The organism is Roseateles sp. (genome assembly GCF_031397715.1).
Taxonomy (GTDB): domain Bacteria; phylum Pseudomonadota; class Gammaproteobacteria; order Burkholderiales; family Burkholderiaceae_C; genus Paucibacter_A.
This window is the reverse complement of record NZ_JANNMI010000145.1, coordinates 1-17,320: the sequence shown is the minus strand read 5'-3', so window position 1 is coordinate 17,320 and position 17,320 is coordinate 1. Positions and strand designations below refer to the sequence as shown.

The 17,320-nt window shown below is 64.9% G+C and carries 11 protein-coding genes, 1 tRNA gene and 1 pseudogene; 6 read left to right on the top strand and 7 right to left on the bottom strand.

Features of this window, described 5'->3' with window-relative positions:
- The coding region (locus RMO57_RS06220; RefSeq protein WP_310385187.1) for an IMP dehydrogenase at nt 1–457 on the top strand (457 nt) is incomplete at its 5' end.
- Nucleotides 458–651: 194 nt separating this feature from the next.
- Here the strand turns inward: RMO57_RS06220 and RMO57_RS06215 are convergent.
- Genes RMO57_RS06215 through RMO57_RS06200 form a run of 4 tightly spaced genes read right to left on the bottom strand, consistent with a single transcriptional unit; the run spans nt 652 to nt 9,489 of the window.
- Nucleotides 652–3,324 (bottom strand): serine/threonine-protein kinase, encoded by a 2,673-nt coding sequence (locus RMO57_RS06215; protein WP_310385185.1) that lies wholly within the window; start codon nt 3,322–3,324, stop codon nt 652–654.
- A gap of 5 nt (nt 3,325–3,329) precedes the next feature.
- Entirely contained in the window at nt 3,330–6,299 is a 2,970-nt protein-coding gene (locus tag RMO57_RS06210; RefSeq protein ID WP_310385183.1) for a serine/threonine-protein kinase, read from the bottom strand.
- A gap of 30 nt (nt 6,300–6,329) precedes the next feature.
- Nucleotides 6,330–7,058: a PEP-CTERM sorting domain-containing protein gene (locus RMO57_RS06205; RefSeq protein ID WP_310385181.1), complete on the bottom strand. Its 729-nt coding sequence runs from the start codon at nt 7,056–7,058 to the stop codon at nt 6,330–6,332.
- Between the two features lie 22 nt (nt 7,059–7,080).
- Nucleotides 7,081–9,489, bottom strand: a complete 2,409-nt coding sequence (locus RMO57_RS06200; RefSeq protein ID WP_310385180.1) for a PEP-CTERM sorting domain-containing protein — start codon at nt 9,487–9,489, stop codon at nt 7,081–7,083.
- 192 nt (nt 9,490–9,681) lie between these two features.
- Between RMO57_RS06200 and RMO57_RS06195 the strand changes: the two genes are divergently transcribed.
- The 3 genes and pseudogenes from RMO57_RS06195 (at nt 9,682) to RMO57_RS06185 (ending at nt 13,953) form a co-directional block, all read left to right on the top strand.
- Complete coding sequence (locus RMO57_RS06195; protein WP_310385178.1) at nt 9,682–10,254, top strand: ECF-type sigma factor; 573 nt, start codon at nt 9,682–9,684, stop codon at nt 10,252–10,254.
- A gap of 84 nt (nt 10,255–10,338) precedes the next feature.
- A complete protein-coding gene (locus RMO57_RS06190; protein ID WP_310385177.1) occupies nt 10,339–11,016 on the top strand; it encodes a GNAT family protein in 678 nt (225 codons plus the stop codon).
- 72 nt (nt 11,017–11,088) lie between these two features.
- Nucleotides 11,089–13,953 (top strand): annotated as a pseudogene (locus tag RMO57_RS06185) (valine--tRNA ligase).
- Here RMO57_RS06185 and RMO57_RS06180 read toward each other — a convergent pair.
- Nucleotides 13,901–14,878: an NAD(P)-dependent oxidoreductase gene (locus tag RMO57_RS06180; protein ID WP_310385175.1), complete on the bottom strand. Its 978-nt coding sequence runs from the start codon at nt 14,876–14,878 to the stop codon at nt 13,901–13,903. The pseudogene RMO57_RS06185 and the gene RMO57_RS06180 overlap by 53 nt on opposite strands.
- A 96-nt stretch (nt 14,879–14,974) precedes the next feature.
- On the opposite strand from RMO57_RS06180, the gene galU reads away from it, so the two are divergent.
- Complete coding sequence (gene galU / locus RMO57_RS06175) at nt 14,975–15,850, top strand: UTP--glucose-1-phosphate uridylyltransferase GalU (RefSeq protein WP_310385171.1); 876 nt, start codon at nt 14,975–14,977, stop codon at nt 15,848–15,850.
- 61 nt (nt 15,851–15,911) lie between these two features.
- On the opposite strand, the gene RMO57_RS06170 is transcribed toward galU, so the two are convergent.
- On the bottom strand, nt 15,912–16,139 hold the full coding sequence (locus RMO57_RS06170; protein ID WP_310385169.1) for a sulfurtransferase TusA family protein: 228 nt from the start codon (nt 16,137–16,139) through the stop codon (nt 15,912–15,914).
- A gap of 45 nt (nt 16,140–16,184) precedes the next feature.
- Complete coding sequence (gene cysM / locus RMO57_RS06165; RefSeq protein WP_310385167.1) at nt 16,185–17,108, bottom strand: cysteine synthase CysM; 924 nt, start codon at nt 17,106–17,108, stop codon at nt 16,185–16,187.
- Between the two features lie 100 nt (nt 17,109–17,208).
- Here cysM and RMO57_RS06160 point away from each other — a divergent pair.
- Nucleotides 17,209–17,293, top strand: a tRNA-Leu gene (locus RMO57_RS06160).
- Nucleotides 17,294–17,320: the final 27 nt, after the last annotated feature.

Sequence of the window (17,320 nt, the reverse complement as noted above, 5' to 3'; positions counted from 1 at the left end):
CACAAGGCTGAAGACCGGCTTCGGCACCGGCGGTTGGCAGCTGTCGGCCTTGAAGTGGTGCGCCCGCGTGGCCACCAAGCCGATCGTCGCCGACGGCGGCATCCGCCATCACGGCGACATTGCCAAGAGCATGCGTTTCGGTGCCTCGATGGTGATGATTGGCTCGCTCTTTGCTGGCCATGAAGAGTCACCCGGCAATACCGTCGAAGTGGACGGTAAGCTGTTCAAAGAGTACTACGGCTCGGCCAGCGACTTCAACAAGGGCGAGTACAAGCATGTTGAAGGCAAGCGCATCCTGGAGCCTGTCAAAGGCCGTCTAGCCGACACCTTGCGCGAGATGCAAGAAGACCTGCAAAGCTCGGTGTCGTATTCAGGCGGCAAGACCTTGGCGGATTTGCGCAAGGTCAACTATGTGGTGCTGGGGGGTGAAAACGCCGGCGAGCATCTGTTCATGTAGCAGAGCACTGGGGGCCGGCGTTTCGGCGCAGCCAGAACGCGGGGGAACATTTGTTCATGTGATGGACTGGCGCAGCCAGGGCGGCACATGAGCGCGACAGCGCGAAACCCAGCGTTCCGGCGCAGCCAAAATGCCGGGGAACATCTGTTCATGTAAGGCCTGAGAGCAGCGAAGGCCGAGCGGCGCGGAACTGTTCATGTCGCCAACGCCAGCGCCTCGGCGCGCTTGAGTAGCGGCGCACTGGCATCCACCGTGGCACGCAAATGCGCGACGGCATCTGCAGCGAGTTTGGCAGCCTGGCCGCGTTGACCGGCCGCCATCAGCAATTCAGCCTGCAAAAGCAAGGCGCTGCCCAGGTATTCGCTGCTGGCAAAGCCTGTCGAGAAATGGCGTGCCAACATCAGCGCTTGGCCAGCAATCTGCTGCGCCGCCTCGGCCTGCCCTTGCGCTTGCAGAACCCGCGCCAAGGCCACTTGAGCACGAAAACGGCCGGGGTGGTCATTGGACGCGGCTGCATAAATCGCGGCCGCTTGTTCGATCAACACCCTCGCTCCGGCCGCATCACCCTGGGCCAAACGAAGCTTGCCGGCTGTCAATGCCACCGTGCCCAGAGACGGGTGGCCGGGCTTGAGCAGACTGCCAAGCAAAGCGCTGGCGTCGGCGAGGGCCGCGCCGGCCTCATCAAGCCGCCCCAGGCCTAATAGCGCGGCAGCCAGGCGCAACTGAATCTCACCCATCACCCGCGGCCCGGGCATGCTGCGCGCGACGACTTGGGCTTGCTGCAGCAGAGCCAGTGCGGCGGCGTAGCGCTCCTCATCGGCAAAGCTGTCGCCGAGATTGGCCAAAACGGTCGCGTCGCCCGCAGCTCCACTGATGCGCTGCTCAATGGCCTGGCTGCGCTCCAGCGCCAACACGCCCGCTCGCACCTGCCCACTGGCGGCCAAGGCCGCGCCAAGGTTGTTCCACAACGTCGAGCTGCGCGCCGTTTGGCCGCGCCCCATCGCGTCCAGCGCCGCAATCGCCTGTCGAAACATCGCCACCGACTCGGCGCGCCGACCGAGTTGGCGCAAGGCACTGGCCAGCGCCGACTGCGCCTCAACCGCTTGCACACGTTGACCGGCGCTGGGACGGCCGAGCAAGGCCAGCGCCGCTTGAGCGTCGGCCACGGCGGCGGCGGCGTTGGCGCTTTGAATGTTCAACAAGGTGCGCAAATTCAGACAATTGATGCGCAGGCCAAGGTCTAGATCGCCCTGCCGCTCCAGCGTGATGAGCGCCGGGTTGATGAGGGCGTAGGCGCCTTCAAAATCGCCGCGCATGGTCTGGATGTGCCCGCGCATACATTGAACGCCAGCGGCCAGCGAGGGCTTGCCAGCCTGTGCGGTGGCGGCCTGTGCGCGTCTGAGCACGGCCTCGCCCTGGTCCGCTTGCATCAACTCGCCACGCTGGCTGGCCAGCATCAGCAGCAGGCGCGCACGTGCCTCCGCGTCGTCGGCGAAGGCGGTATCCACCATCGCCTCGGCACGGTCCAGCAGCTCGGCGCTGGTGAAGGGCTTGTCCGCGCCGTCAGTCAACAAAAAGGCCACCAGTTCGTTGGCAGATTCGGCGTGACTCAACTCCTGCAAGGCGCGGTCGCGGTCGCTGCGCGCCTGCGAAGCTGCCGCCTCGGCCCGCTGCGCCTGAAACACCGTGCTAGCCACACCCACCGCGCTAGCCAGCGCAATCAGGCCGCCCAACGCCACGCCCAGGCGGTTGCGCCGCACAAATTTCCTCAGGCGAAGAGCCCCGGAGATCGGTCGAGCGGTGACCGGTTGATCGGCCAAATAACGCCGCAAATCATCGGCCATGGCGGTGGCGCCGACGTAGCGATCGGCAGCGGCAAAAGCCAAGGCCTTGGCCAGAATATTGTCCAGATCGCCACGCAGCGAAGCGGCTGCTGCGCGCCCGCTGGCCAGAAGAAACGCCTCACCGTCGAAAGCACGCAGATGCTCGATCGGCGTCGCAGCGCCGAGGCCGCTGGGGCGCCCTCCGGTCAGCAATTCATACAGCACAACGCCCAGCGCAAACACATCCGTCGCCATGCTCAACACGCCGCCCTGAAACTGTTCGGGCGCCGCGTACTCGGGCGTCAGCGCCAAGCCGCCCTCGCGGGTCAGTGGTTCTTGCGCGGCGTCGCTGTCCTGCAGCCGCGCAAGGCCAAAATCCAACAGCCGCACCCGCCCGCCCGCCTCCACCAGAATGTTCGACGGTTTGAGGTCGCGGTGAATGATGAGTTGCGCATGCGCCGCCGCGACCGCATCAAGCACCTGCAAGAACAGCGTCACCCGGGCCCGTACGCTCAAATCGGCCGCCGCACAGAAAGCATCAATGCGCTCGCCCTGTACATACTCCAGCACCAGATAGGGCTGGCCGCGCTCGCTAACGCCGGCGTCCAGCAGCGGCGCGATGCCGGGGTGGTGCAGGCGCGCCAGGATCGCACCTTCGCGGCGAAAGCGCGCTTGGGATGCCGCATCAAACAGACCCGTGCGCAGCAGCTTGATCGCCGCCTCGCCGTCGAAGCGGCCATCGGTGCGCCGGGCCAGCCAGACCGTGCCCATGCCGCCCTCGCCCAACAGCGACTCCAAGCGCCAGGCGCCGAGCTGGTCGCCGGCTTGGGCTTGCGCCGGCAGCAGCGTGGCCACGCCATGCATGAATCCGTCCTGGCTGGCGGCGTCGCGCAGGCTCAACAGCTCGCTCAGCTGGCTTGCGTTGGCGGCGTCGCGCCCGGCCAGATCCTGCAACCAGGCGGCGCGCTCGGCGACGTTCAGGCCCAGCAACTCATCGAGTTGCGGCCCCAGCAATGTCCAATTCTTGTTCAGCGCAGGGCTCATCTTGGCTATTCCCTGCCTGCCAGCTGGCGGAGCGCCGGCAGCGCACCAGCGAGCAGCAGCGGCCGTGCCCAGGCCAGCAAGCTGTCGGCCGCCTCTGGCGCGCCGCTGGCTCGCCAAGCCAGCCCGAACCAACAGGCCGCCTCGGCGTGCCACAGACTGCGTGGATTCTGCTCGGCCCAGGCCTGCTCCAGCCGCCCGAAGCTCTCCGCCGCGGCTTGACTATCCCCAGCCAGCAAGGCCAGCCGGCCTTCGGCCAGCAACAGATCGCTGCGCACGAGCGAGCACACCTCGACCTGGTAGCGCTCGAACAAGATCACGGCCTGGGCGCATTGCAGGGTCGCCGACGGCACATCACCCAGGTCCAGAAAAACCAAGGCCGACTCGGCATGCACGGCCGCACTCTCGGCGTCGATGATGTCCGGCGCCTGGCCGGCCGCCAGGGCCTGATTGACCACCGCCACCGCCGCCTCCGTCCGGCCTTGCCAGCGCAGAGCCCTAGCCAGCAGGCGCAACAGGCGGACTCGCTCTAGGCGGTTGTGCGCACTCTCCTCCTGTTGCTCCAGCAGTTGCAGACAAGCCCGCAGCAAATCATCCTTGCCGGCCTGGGCCTGCAACTGCCCGCGCAAGCGCGTGCGGCGCTGGCGATACACGACCGGCTCATGCGAGGCGCGCCGCCACAGCAACTCCTCCTGAGCCAGTTGCTCCTCGATCTCCGCAGCGCAGCGGACGGGCGCCAGCATCAGCGCCACCCGTCCGGTAAAGATGGCGGCGTTGGTCGCATCGGCCGGCAGCAGTCGTCGATGCTCGTCACGCACCTGCCGAGCGATGGCCAACCCGGCCTGGGTCCGCCCCATGCCCGCCAGGGCCAGGCCATGCATATTCATGGCCTGCAGCACCCGCGCAGAAAGGCCGCCGTCGAGCAGGGTCTGATCGACCACCGCCTGCCGGGCCAGTGGCTCGGCCGTGGCCGGCTGGCCCTGGTTGATCAAGGCCGAGGCGTACAAACGCTCGGCATTGATGATCTGGCTGTGGGGCCGCTGCGCACCGTAGGCCTGGCGGGCCCGCTGCACGGTCAGCGCCGCCACCTCAAGGGCCGCAGCATGCTCGCCGTAATGCGTATAGGTGTTCGACAGCAGGCCCAGCGCATACAGGGTATCCGCGTGCAGCAGCCCGAGGTGCGCCTCACCCACCCGCACCGCCTCGTGCAAGGCCGCGAAGCTCTCCTGCTTGCGCATGAACTTGGCCTGGCCAAAGGACAGCTCGCACAAGGCCTTGCACATTAGCTCGGCATGCGCCGGCAAAGCAGCACGCAAATCATCGACCAGCTCCAGAGCCAGGCTGACCGCCTGCTCGAAACGAGCGCCGTAGTTGGCGGCCGCTGCGCTGAGGCACCTGGCCCTCAAGGAGAGCGGATGCAAGCGGCCAAACTCGCGCAGGCAGCGCGGCAGTGCGGCGGCAACGGCCTTGTCAGCAATATCCAGCGCGCTGAGCTCGGCAGCACTCTGCGCAATCAACACCCCCAACTCGGCGGCGACGGCCGGGTAGGCCTTCAACTCGCTCTCGACCCGCTCACAGGCTGCGGCCAGTAATTGCGCGGCGGTGACGACCCCGCCCGCCCCCTCGCGGGGGGTGGCCTCGGTGAAGATCGAGGCGATAAAGGCCTTCACCTGCTCGGCGCGCTGCAAGGCGGTGCGCGCGCTAGCGGCCTCGCGCCGGGCTGCTCTTGCCTGCCACAGCGCGGCCGCCGTACCCACGCTCAGGGCCAGCAACACGGCCAGCTGCGCATGCGCGCCGCCCACCAAGGCCAGCACGATGGCGCCGGCAATGGCGCTCGCGGCCGGATGGCGATGGATGAATTTTTGCGCCCGGTAGGCCCAAGATGTCGGCCGGGCCAATACCGGCAAGGACTTCAAGTAACGATTTAGGTCATCGGCAAATGCCGGCACGCTGACATAGCGCTGATGGGCCTCCAGGCGCAGCGCTCGGGCCAGGATATTGTCCAGATCGCCGCGCAAGGCGCGCTGCAGTTCGGGTGCCGCCACGCTGGCCGGCCGGAAGTTACCCAGCTTGGCGGCCCGCAGACAGTCCAAGGGTGTCGCCCCAGCGGGCAGGCCGTTGGGCCTCACCCCGGTCAGCAACTCGTACAGCACCACCCCCAGCGCATAGACATCGGTCGCCATGCTCAAGGGGCCGGCCTCAAACTGCTCCGGCGCCGCGTACTCGGGCGTCAGCGCCCAAGCGCCCACGCGGGTCAGCTGGTCCTGCGCCGCGTCGTCCTGAAACCGCGCCAGGCCGAAGTCCAGCAGCCGCACCCGCCCGCTGTCATCCACCAGGATGTTGGACGGCTTCAAATCGCGGTGAATCACCATTTGGGCGTGCGCTGCGGTCACCGCGTCCAGCACCTGCTGGAACAATTCAACGCGCTCCTTGACGCCCAGCCGGCGCGCCGCACAGAAGGCATCGATCTGCTCACCTTGCACATATTCGAGAACCAGATAGGGCTGGCCGCGTTCGCTGATGCCGGCGTCCAGCAGCGGCGCGATGCCCGGATGATGCAGGCGCGCCAGGATCGCGCCCTCGCGGCGAAAGCGCGCTTGGGACGACGCATCAAACAGCCCCGTGCGCAGCAGCTTGATGGCGGCTTGGCCGTCATAGCGGCCGTCGGTGCGCTCAGCCAACCAGACCGTGCCCATGCCGCCTTCGCCGAGCAGCGACACCAGCCGCCAGGCGCCGAGCCGGTCGCCGGCTTGGGCCTGGGCGGGCAGAATTTCCGGGGCCGACTCGTCGGCCAAAAAGTCGGCCCGGCTGGCGGCGTCACGGGCGCTCAGCAGACTGCGCAACTGGCTGGCGTTGGCGGCATCGCGCTGGGCCAACTCCGCCAGCCATTGGGCTTGATCCACCTCGGACAGGCTCAAGAGCCGATCCAGCTGGGGGCCAAGCACGGTCCAGTTTCGGTCGGGTGCGGCGCGCGTCATGGACGCGAGCTTACGTTAATCAGGCGCGGCTCAGCCCCCATATTTGAGGTGGCGCCGCCGAGCCAGACCTGCCAAACCAGCCAAGCCCACAAGCATCAGAGCCCAGGTCTGTGACTCCGGCACCGGCGCCGCCACGTCACCTGCATGCACCGCCCATACCGCCAGCGTGAAGGGCTGCGAGCTGTTCATTTGCAAGCCGGCGCCGGTGTTGAACATCCAGGCCTCTTCGGCCGGGTTCGGCGCATACGCACTGCCGGTCCAATAGTCGCCCTCAAATACATTGCCGAACGGCCCGGTGTTGCTCAAACCGCCGCCCACCTGAGCGCCGCCGCCCGGTGCGACGGTGCTCAGATTGCCCAAGGTGACATAGAACAGATGCGCCAGCTCGGAGTTGGCGGTGTTGACGTTGTAGCCACAGTCCGAGCCCGCCGTTTGGAAGTGGCAGGCCCCGTCGCCGCTGGGGGTTACTTGGGGCAAACGCCAGCCGGTGACGCCGCCCACATTCAGGCCGGCAGCGTAGGCCTGGGCGTTGGCCCAGCTCAAGTTCCCGCTCGGCGCCTGTGCCTGCGCCAGCCAGCTGATGTTCAGACTGGTGTCGAAATAGGCCTCGTAGCCATTGCCGAGATTGCTGTCCAAGTCACGCCCCTGCAGCGTGGTTTCCCAACTGCCTTGGCCGGGCACGCCGGCCGCATTGGCATCGGCGTTGAATACAAGGGCAGCCAGCAGGCCGGCAAGGAGGTTTGTAGCGCTGTATTTCATGCTTGATTGCTCCGGTTGAAAGTCAAATTGATGCACCGCGAGCGCGGCGCAGCAGCGTCAGGCCGGCCAGCCCCAGCAATAGCAAGGCCCAGCTGCCGGGCTCGGGCACCGCCGTCACACGCAGCACGCCGGTGGTGTGGAGGTGAGCTACGTCCCAGCTCAAACCGGCGCTCAGGGTCGGCAGGTAGAAGTCCTCAAAGTTGCCGCTGGGCGCCTGCGCATAGGAGAACAGCGCGAAGCTGTCACCGCCCTTGGGGCTGAAGCCGTTGATCAGGGCGATCTCCAAAAAGCTGCTGCTCTCGAACAGCACGCTGCCGGTGAAGGCGATCTGGTCGTGCTGGCTGCCGGGCATCAATCCGCCCAGTTCCATCGTTAGCAAGCTGGCGAATTGCACGTCGCCGATGCTGACTGAGGCCGGCGAAGCACCCGGTGCATAGCCGCCCTCAAAACGATGGAATCCGCCCTCGCCCTGCCCGCTGAAGCTACCCCTGCCCGAGACCCGTCCGGCATAGACGATCTGCGCGCCGCCGGCTGTGCTGATGTCGCCGTCGTTGATGAGGCGACCGAACAAGCTCGCCTTGGCGCCGTCAAAGGCCTCGATGCGGCCACGCGGGCCATTGTTGATGTCACCGTAGACTTCGGCCCCGCCCGGGCCCAGCTTGATGCGGCCGGCGTTGTCCATACCGTGGACGAGCCGCAGCGTGGCGTTGTCAATTTGCAGCGTGGCGCCGCCCTGGTGGGTCAGCCGACCCTCAAAATTCAGCGAACCGCCTTCGGCGACCCGCATCACCGAGCCATCGGCGGCGCTGTGGGCCGTGCCAGCCAGGGTCAGGTCTTGCCCAGCCCCGACCCGCACGCCGATGCCGCCGCCGCGGTTGATCAAATTGGTCTCTATGCGGCCGCTGCCGGTGACCAGGCCGCGGTTGTCGAGCGCGCCGTCCAGCACCAGCACGCCGTCGAACCTGGCCACCACGCTGCCGCGGTTGAGCACGCCGGCTTGACCCATCACCCGGCCATCGCCACTCAGCGTGCCGCTGCGCGCGATCACCAGGCCGCTGCCGGCGTTGATCACATGACCCACGCTCAAGCGCAGGCCGATGGCGGCGTTGTCACCGGCAAGATCGCCGCCGACTTGCAGGCTCTTGGCCGAAAAACTGCTGTCTGCATAGACCGTCTGGGCACTGTTGGAGGCGATCAGCACATCCAGCAAGCGGTTCGGCGAGAAGCCCAGGCCGCTGTCCCAGTTGGCAGGGTCGCCGACCCGGCCGCCGGCGGTCTTGACCCAGCTCAGCGTGCCCTCGGGGCTGAGCAGGATAGGCCGGCCGGCGGCGTTGGTGGCCGCGATCTGGCCCACTTCATTGATGGCTTGGGCGCGAATGAGCGAGGGATTGAAGAGCACGCCGCCTATCATGTAATTGTTCAAACGGACGCTGCCGCCCGAGTCGGAATGCAACATGGCCCCGCTTTCGTTCGAGTCGCCATGGACGTACCAACCCACGGTTTGGCCGCTGGCGTTGACACCGGTGGCGCCACTGCTACCGTTGCCACCATTGGCCCCTTCCAGCTCTGCGGCGATGCGGCTCATGCTGCCGTTGCGATAGACGAAAGCGTGGTACTTGTTGCTACCACTCAGCATTGAGTTGCCCACGATCAGGCCGTTCTGGCTCAGCGCATTGGCAAACGCGGACCGGCCTCCCAGGCTGCCGAGGTCGCGCAGTTGGCCGTTCTCCCACAGCGCTGCCGTGTCCTCAAAGCCAAAGCGCGTGGTCACGTAGCCCACCACGGCGCCGGCATTATTGATCGCCGAGGCAGCACTGCGTACGTACTCAAAAGGCTTGTGCAGGTCGGTGAACTGGCCACCGGCAGCGCGCACAAAGGCCTGTGGATAGCCAATTGAATTGGTGTAGGTTCCGACCACTTGACCGGCGTTGTTGATGCCCCGCACCCTAGGCCCGCTGCCGACACCGGGCCCAAAGGCGTGGGCGCTGCCCGTGCTGCCCAACACATTGCTGTGCGTTTGCGTGAAGCCACTCGACGGCGCGGCAACACCGGTGTTCCAGGTGGAGCCCGCCACAGTCACGGTTTGCCTGATCCCCATGGGGTCGCTGATCGCGTTCGCCGTTGACTGCTGACCGCCGGTGGTGCCGCCCATACTCAGCATTACCCCCCTTCCATCGATCCGGCCGTCGTACAAAAAGGCCCGCGCCTCGCCTGTCACCGGGTTATTGACATAGCCCACCACCTGGCCCGCGTTGTTGATCGCCAGCGCATCTCCGGGGTCACTGCTGGCTGCGCCAAACAGCGAGGGCAGCGAGATGCTTCGGTAGACAACACCGCCTGCCACCGCGGGCAGGGCCAGCGCCTGCCATGCAGACAGGACCAGCACGTTGAGGGCACATCGTCCGGCGTTTCGAGCAGGGTGGTTACGCATTTCCATCTCTCCAGGTTGGTTGGCCGACCGATCCGCTTGAACGCGCGGCGCTTTTTCGACATGCAGGGGGATCGAAATGGCGGTTTAAAAAGCGACATCTGCCGCTTCGACAAACTAGGGGGCACATCTCCCATCGTTGCCCTCAGGCATACCGGATACTGGCTATACGCGCGTCAGGTACTCACTCCTCCCATGACTTCGATTCCCAACTGCCCCCCCCTTTTGCCGGCTGCGGGCCTTGAACCCAGCCCCACGGCGCCGGACCAGAGCGACGGGCTGCAATGGTTTGAGCAGCTTTACCACGAGCTGCGCCGGCGCGCGCGCGGCGAGTTGTTCCGCCATCAGGCCTTGAGCCTGGGGCCGTCAACCTTGTTGCACGAGGTCTGGCTGCGCATCGACGGGCGGGCGCTGGAATTCAGCAGTCAGCCCGAGCTGGTCAGCTACGCGGCGCGGGTGATGCGGGGCATCGTCATCGACCACATCCGCCAGCGCCGCAGCCAGCGCCACGGCGGCGAGTTGCAGTTCGTGACCATGAACACCTTGACCGAGCTGAAGGCGATGCCGCCGGACGACACCTTGCGTTTGAGTGATGCACTGGACGCCTTGGGGCGCGTCAATTCGCAGTGGGCCGAGATCGTCGAGCTGAAGTTTTTTGGCGGCTTGAGCTTGGCCGAAATTGGCGCGCTGCGCGGCGTGTCCGAACGCACGGTTCAGCGTGATTGGGAAAAAGCCAGAATCTATTTGTTCGAGCAGCTGAAGGAGTGAATTTCCACCTTTTGTCGTCTTTCACTCAGCCATTTCGATCTCTCCCACAACGGCGTTTTCAACGCTTCACGCAGGAGAGCTCAGATGTCAACTATTCAAACCGACCCAAGCCACGGTCACCACCAGATCAGCCACTATCCGACCGAGTGGATCGACGTCTGGTCGATCGGGCGCGGTGAGCAGCTGACGCTGCGGCCCATCCTGCCGCAAGACCGGACAGCGCTTGCCCTGATGGTTGAGGGGCTGAGCCCGGCCAGCCGCAGCAACCGATTCCACGCTGGCATCAAGGGGCTCTCGCCTGCATGGCTGAGCCGCTTGACCGAGATCGACTACGAGCAGCACATGGCCTTTGTGGTCACCCACCGAACCGGCGGCGCAGAAGAGATCGTCGCCGAGGCCCGCTATGCCGTCGACGACGGCAATTTGGATGGACTGCCTAGCGCCGAATTTGCGCTGACCGTGGCCGAGCCCTGGCAGCGCCGCGGCCTCGGTCGGCGCGCCATCAGCGCCTTGATGGTGGTGGCCAGCGAGCATCAGCTGGCATGGCTGCACGGAGATGTGCTGGCCGACAACGCCGCCATGCTGGCGCTGATGCGGCGCTGCCACTTCGCCTGTACACCCAGCACCGACGATGAGCGCATGTTCAGCGTGGAGCGCTGCTTGAGTGGGCAAGCCGAACACCGAACACACCCCGCTCACGCCGACAGTTGGTGGAGCCGCTGGCTGCCCCAGACGCGCAGCGCAAGCTGGAGTCATTCATAGGCGGGCCGCCCTCTACAATCCGAGCCATCTCTTTTGCTCTGAAGGATGGCCTGTCAAGGCCGCCTGCGCCCCATGACCGAACTCGCCAAATCGTTTGAGCCCGCCGCCCTTGAAGCCCATTGGGGGCCTCTCTGGGAAGCCAAGGGCTTGTACAAACCCACGCTGGACGCCAGTCGCGAGTCGTTTTGCATCCAGTTGCCGCCGCCCAATGTGACCGGCACCCTGCACATGGGCCATGCCTTCAACCAGACCATCATGGACTCGTTGACGCGCTACCACCGCATGCTGGGGCACAACACGCTGTGGGTGCCCGGCACCGACCACGCCGGCATCGCCACACAAATCGTCGTCGAGCGGCAGTTGGCCGACAAGGGCGAGGAAGGTGCCAAGACCCGCCACGAACTGGGCCGCAAGAACTTCGTCGCCCGCGTTTGGGAATGGAAAAAAGAGTCCGGTGACACCATCACCAGCCAGATGCGCCGCATGGGCGACTCGGTGTCTTGGGAGCATGAGTACTTCACCATGGACGCGGGCCTGTCCAAGGTGGTCAGCGAAACATTCGTGCGCCTGTTCGACGAGGGCCTGATCTACCGCGGCAAGCGCCTGGTGAACTGGGACCCAGTGCTCAAGTCCGCCGTGTCGGACCTGGAAGTCAACAGCGAAGAGGAAGACGGCTTTCTCTGGCATATCCGCTATCCGCTCGCCGACGGCAGCGGCGATGTGGTGGTCGCGACCACCCGCCCGGAGACCATGCTGGGCGACGTGGCCGTGATGGTCCACCCTGAAGATGAGCGTTATGCGGCCTTGATCGGCAGGCAAGTCTTGCTGCCGCTGTGCGATCGGCAGATCCCCGTCATTGCCGATGATTATGTCGACCGCGCCTTCGGCACCGGCGTGGTCAAGGTCACGCCCGCGCATGACACCAACGACTATGCGGTCGGTCAGCGCCATGGCCTGCCCTTGATCTGCGTGCTGACGCTGGACGCCAAGATCAACGAGGCGGCGCCCTTGGCCTACCAAGGCCTGGATCGCTTCGTCGCGCGCAAAAAGATCGTCGCCGATCTGGAGGCTGCCGGCTTCCTGGTCGAGGTCAAGAAGCACAAGCTGATGGTGCCGCGCTGCGAGCGCACCGGTCAGGTGATAGAGCCGATGCTGACCGAGCAGTGGTTTATGGCGATGAACAAGCCCGCCGCCGACGGTCGAAGCATTGCTCAAGGTGCAGTGGACGCCGTCGCGTCGGGCGATGTGAAGTTCTACCCCGAGCAATGGGTCAACACGTATAACCACTGGATGGGCAATATCAATGACTGGTGCATCTCGCGCCAGCTCTGGTGGGGCCATCAGATCCCCGCGTGGTACGGCGCGGGCGGCTAGCTCTTTGTGGCGCGCGACGAGGACGTGGCGCGCGCCAAGGCAACTGCTGCGGGCTATGTTGGAGAGCTAAGCCGTGACGAGGACGTGCTGGACACCTGGTACTCCAGCGCGCTGGTGCCCTTCTCCACCTTGGGCTGGCCCGCCAAGACGCTGGAGCAAGACCTGTTCCTGCCTTCGTCCGTCTTGGTAACGGGTTATGACATCATCTTCTTCTGGGTCGCCCGGATGATCATGATGACCAAGCATTTCACCAAGTCCGATGCTCATCCGAACGGCCAAGTGCCGTTCAAGCATGTCTATATCCACGGCCTGGTGCGCGACTCGCAGGGCCAGAAGATGAGCAAATCGGAGGGCAATGTGCTGGACCCGGTCGACCTGATCGACGGCATAGCGTTGGCCCCCTTGCTGGACAAGCGCTCACACGGCCTGCGCCGCCCCGAAACCGCGCCCAAAGTGCGCAAAGCGACCGAGAAGGAGTTCCCCGAGGGCATCCCCGCTTTTGGCGCCGACGCGTTGCGCTTCACCTTCGCCTCGCTGGCGTCGTTGGGCCGCAATATCAGCTTCGACACCAAGCGCTGCGAGGGTTATCGAAATTTCTGCAACAAGCTCTGGAACGCGACCCGCTTCGTGCTGATGAACACCGAGGGCCAGGACTGTGGCTTGGCAGAACACACGAAGGAGCAATGCGCGCCGGGTGCCGAATTCCACGGCTATTTGGCCTTCAGCCAGGCCGACCGCTGGATCAGCAGCGAGCTGCAGAAGGTCGAGCAGGCAATCGCCCAGGGCTTTGCCGAATACCGGCTGGACTTCGTGGCCGGCGCGATCTACTCCTTTGTCTGGGATGAGTACTGCGACTGGTATCTGGAAATCGCCAAGGTACAGATCCAGAACGGCTCAGAGGCCCAGCAACGCGCGACCCGCCGCACGCTGATCCGCGTGCTGGAAACGATTCTGCGCCTGCTGCACCCGATCGCCCCGTTCATCACCGAAGAGCTGTGGCAGACGGTGGCGCCGATCGCCGGGCGCAAGTCCAGCGCCTTCCTCGTCACAGCCGCCTATCCCATCGCCCAGCCCGAACGTATCGATGCGGCCGCCTGTGCCTGGGTAGACAACCTGAAGGCCATCGTCAGCACCTGCCGCAGCCTGCGCAGCGAGATGAATCTATCGGCCTCGGCGCGCGTGCCGCTGCTGGTGGGCGGCGACACCGGCTTTGTGGCCGAGGCCGCGCCCTTCCTGAAGACGCTCGCCAAGCTCAGCGAGGTGCTATTCATCGCAGATGACGCGGCCTTTGCAGCGGCCAGCGCCAATGCGCCGGTGCTGGTGCATGGCGAGGCTAGGTTGGCCCTGCATGTAGAGATCGATGTAGCGGCCGAAACCGCAAGATTGAACAAGGAAATCGAGCGACTGGAAGGCGAGGTCGTCAAGATCACCGCCAAGCTCGGCACCGAGAGCTTCGTGGCGCGCGCGCCCGCCGCCGTGGTCGAGCAGGAGCGTCAGCGCTTGGCCGACTTTAGCGCCACCGCCGCTCGGCTGCGGGAACAGGCAGCTCGCCTGGCCCGCTGATCCGAAACTCCGGCGCCGGCTCGGGCGCTAACGCCAGCAACTCGTCAATGCGCCGCGCCACGCCCCAGGCGGCGCGTGCGCGTGATTCGCGCGTGGTACTGGCCAGCCTGGGCGTGACCTGGAACGAAGGCACGCCGTGCAAGGGGCTGCCGGGTTCTTGCAAGCCCGGCTCCAGGCTGTCAAACCAAGCCGCCAGGATGCGCCCGCTGGTGAGCGCGTCGGCCAGCGCCTGGTCGTCAAAAACGGCCGAATGCGCGATGCTGACCAGCACCTGATCGGGTTTGGCAAAGCCCAGCACGCGCTCCCCCATCAAGCCCCGGTAGCGCGGGAAGAAGCCGAGCTGCACGCACACGCCGTCGCTCTGCTCCATCAGCTCCCGCAGCGGCAGCGGCTCGATGCCCCACTGCGCCCACAGCGGATCGCTCTGATGCAAGCTGGGGTCATAACCAACCACCCGCGTGCCAAAGGCAGGCAGCAACTGCGCCAACATGCGCGAAGCCGGCGTCATGCCGATCAAACCGATCGTGGCGCAACCCAACTCGCGGCCCACCATCATGCCGTCGCTGGCCAAGACCGGCACACGGCGCAACAAGGCCAGCAAGGCACCAATCGCGAACTCGGCCTCGGCGCTGGCGGTCGCGGTGAGGCTGCGAATGACCTCGACCCGGGCGGCCCGGCAGGCCTCCAGATCGATGTTTTCGCCGCCCGCGCTGACGCGCCCGACCACCCGCAGCCGCGGTGCGGCGCGCAAGAGTGCGGCATCCACGGCCACGCTGGGCGGCACGATCAAGGCGCGGGTTTGGTGCAGCGCTTGCAAGAGCTGCGCGGTTTCGCCGACCAACTCCGGCGCAAAGCGCACGCTATTGCGCTCCGACAGCCACTGCATGACTTCGGCTTCGAGCGGTTCCAGGATCAGCAGACTCATGTCATTTTCAGATGTTGTAATGCCGACTTTGGCGCGAAGTTTCCGATAAACAGCTCATGCAACAATGCGCGCCAGCCAACAAGAGAGTGTACGGTTATGGCAGTCAATGCAATCACGAAGGCAATCTTCCCCGTTGCCGGTTTAGGAACCCGATTTTTGCCCGCCACCAAGGCGCAGCCCAAAGAGATGTTGCCGGTGGTGGACAAGCCCTTGATCCAATACGCCGTTGAAGAAGCCTACGCCGCCGGCATCAGAGAGATGATTTTCGTGACCGGCCGCCACAAGCGCCCGATCGAGGATCACTTTGACATGACTTTCGAGTTGGAGATAGCCCTCGAACAGGCGGGTAAGCAAGAGTTGTTGGATGTGGTGCGCAGCGTCAAGCCCGACGATATGGAATGCGTTTATGTGCGCCAAGCCCAGGCGCTGGGCCTCGGCCACGCGGTCCTGTGCGCGCAGCGCCTGGTCGGCAACGAGCCGTTCGCGGTGCTGCTGGCCGATGACTTGATGGTGGGCCAGCCACCGGTGCTCAAGCAGATGGTGGACCAGTTCACCGACTGGCGCGCTTCGATCTTGGCGGTGCAAGAAGTACCCGCCGAGCAAACTCGTCGTTATGGCATTGTGGCCGGTACGCAGGTCAATGCCCGACTGATGGACGTCACGCGCATCGTCGAGAAGCCCGCGCCCGAAGACGCGCCCTCGCGCATGGCCGTCGCCGGTCGCTATATCTTGACGCCCGGTGTCTTTCACGAAATCGCCAATCAGCCACGCGGCGTGGGCGGCGAAATTCAATTGACCGACGGCATCGCCGGCCTTTTGCGTCGCGAGAAGGTGTTTGCCTATGCCTACGAAGGCAAGCGTTACGACTGCGGCAGCAAGGAAGGCTTTTTGCAGGCCAATGTCGAGTTGGCCCTGGCGCATCCGCAGCTGGGCGCGGGCTTCAGGGAATTCCTACAAACGCTGGAGCTTTGAGCGCTTGCCGCTGAAGCAAAAGGCCACGCATGCGTGGCCTTTTTTGATGCAGAGGCAGTCTTCAGCGCCGCTTCAGCACATGGATGAACTCATCCGCCTGCGCGCTTTGCTCGACCAACTCATTGCCGGTTTGGCGCGCAAAGGCTTGAAAGTCGCGCGTTGAGCCCGGGTCAGTGGCGATCACTTTCAACAACTGCCCGCTCTCCATTTCAGCCAGCGCTTTCTTGGCCTTCAAGATAGGCAAGGGGCAATTCAGCCCGCGCGTATCAAGTTCCTTGTGGATGTCCATTTCTTTGTATTCCTGGCACTTGTGGGGTGGCTGAGTTTAGTGGAGTCAAGCTGGGAAGACGCCGGTTGACAAGTAGCGGTCACCGCGGTCGCACACGATGAATGCAATCGTCGCGTTTTCCACCGTGCGCGCCAACTGCAAAGCCACCCAACAAGCTCCGGCCGCCGAGATGCCGGCAAAGATGCCCTCCTCCCTGGCCATGCGACGCGCCATTTCTTCGGCGTCCACCTGATTCACCAGCACCAACTCATCCACGGCCAGCGGGTTGTAGATTTTCGGCAGATAGGCCTCCGGCCATTTGCGGATACCCGGAATGCGCGAACCCTCGGCCGGCTGCGCGCCGACGATGCGCACAGCGGGGTTTTGCTCCTTCAAATAGCGCGACACGCCGGTGATGGTGCCGGTCGTGCCCATGGCGCTGACGAAGTGCGTGATTTGCCCCTCGGTGTCACGCCACAACTCCGGCCCAGTGGTCTCGTAGTGAACGCGCGGATTGTCGGCGTTAGCGAATTGATCCAGCACGCGGCCCTTGCCGTCTTTTTGCATCTGCTCGGCCAGATCACGGGCGTATTCCATGCCGCCGGATCTGGGCGTCAGGATCAACTCGGCTCCGAAGGCCTTCATGGTCTGCGCGCGTTCGATAGACAAATCCTCCGGCATGATCAAGACCATGCGGTAGCCGCGGATAGCAGCCGCCATAGCCAAGGCGATGCCGGTATTGCCCGAGGTGGCCTCGATCAAGGTGTCGCCGGGCTTGATATCACCGCGCTCCTCGGCGCGCCGGATCATGCTGATGGCCGGCCGGTCCTTGACCGAGCCGGCCGGGTTATTGCCCTCCAGCTTGGCCAAGACTGTATTGCCGCGCTCGGCCAACTCGGGCGTCAGCAGTCGCTGCAGACGAATCAGCGGCGTGTTGCCGATGACGTCCTCAAGGCTGGGGTATTGTTTGGGGCTGGTTTTCTGACTCATAGACGGCATTGTGGCAGTCAAAGCGAAATAAGTATTTACAAAGCCCAAATTGTCATGGCATAATCGTGGGCTTCAGCAGCGACATACCTGCCTACACCCAGCCCGGGTGGCGGAATCGGTAGACGCAGGGGACTCAAAATCCCCCGCCGCAAGGTGTGCCGGTTCGAGTCCGGCCTCGGGCACCATAGGTAAAGCTAGGGTGCGCAGGTAAA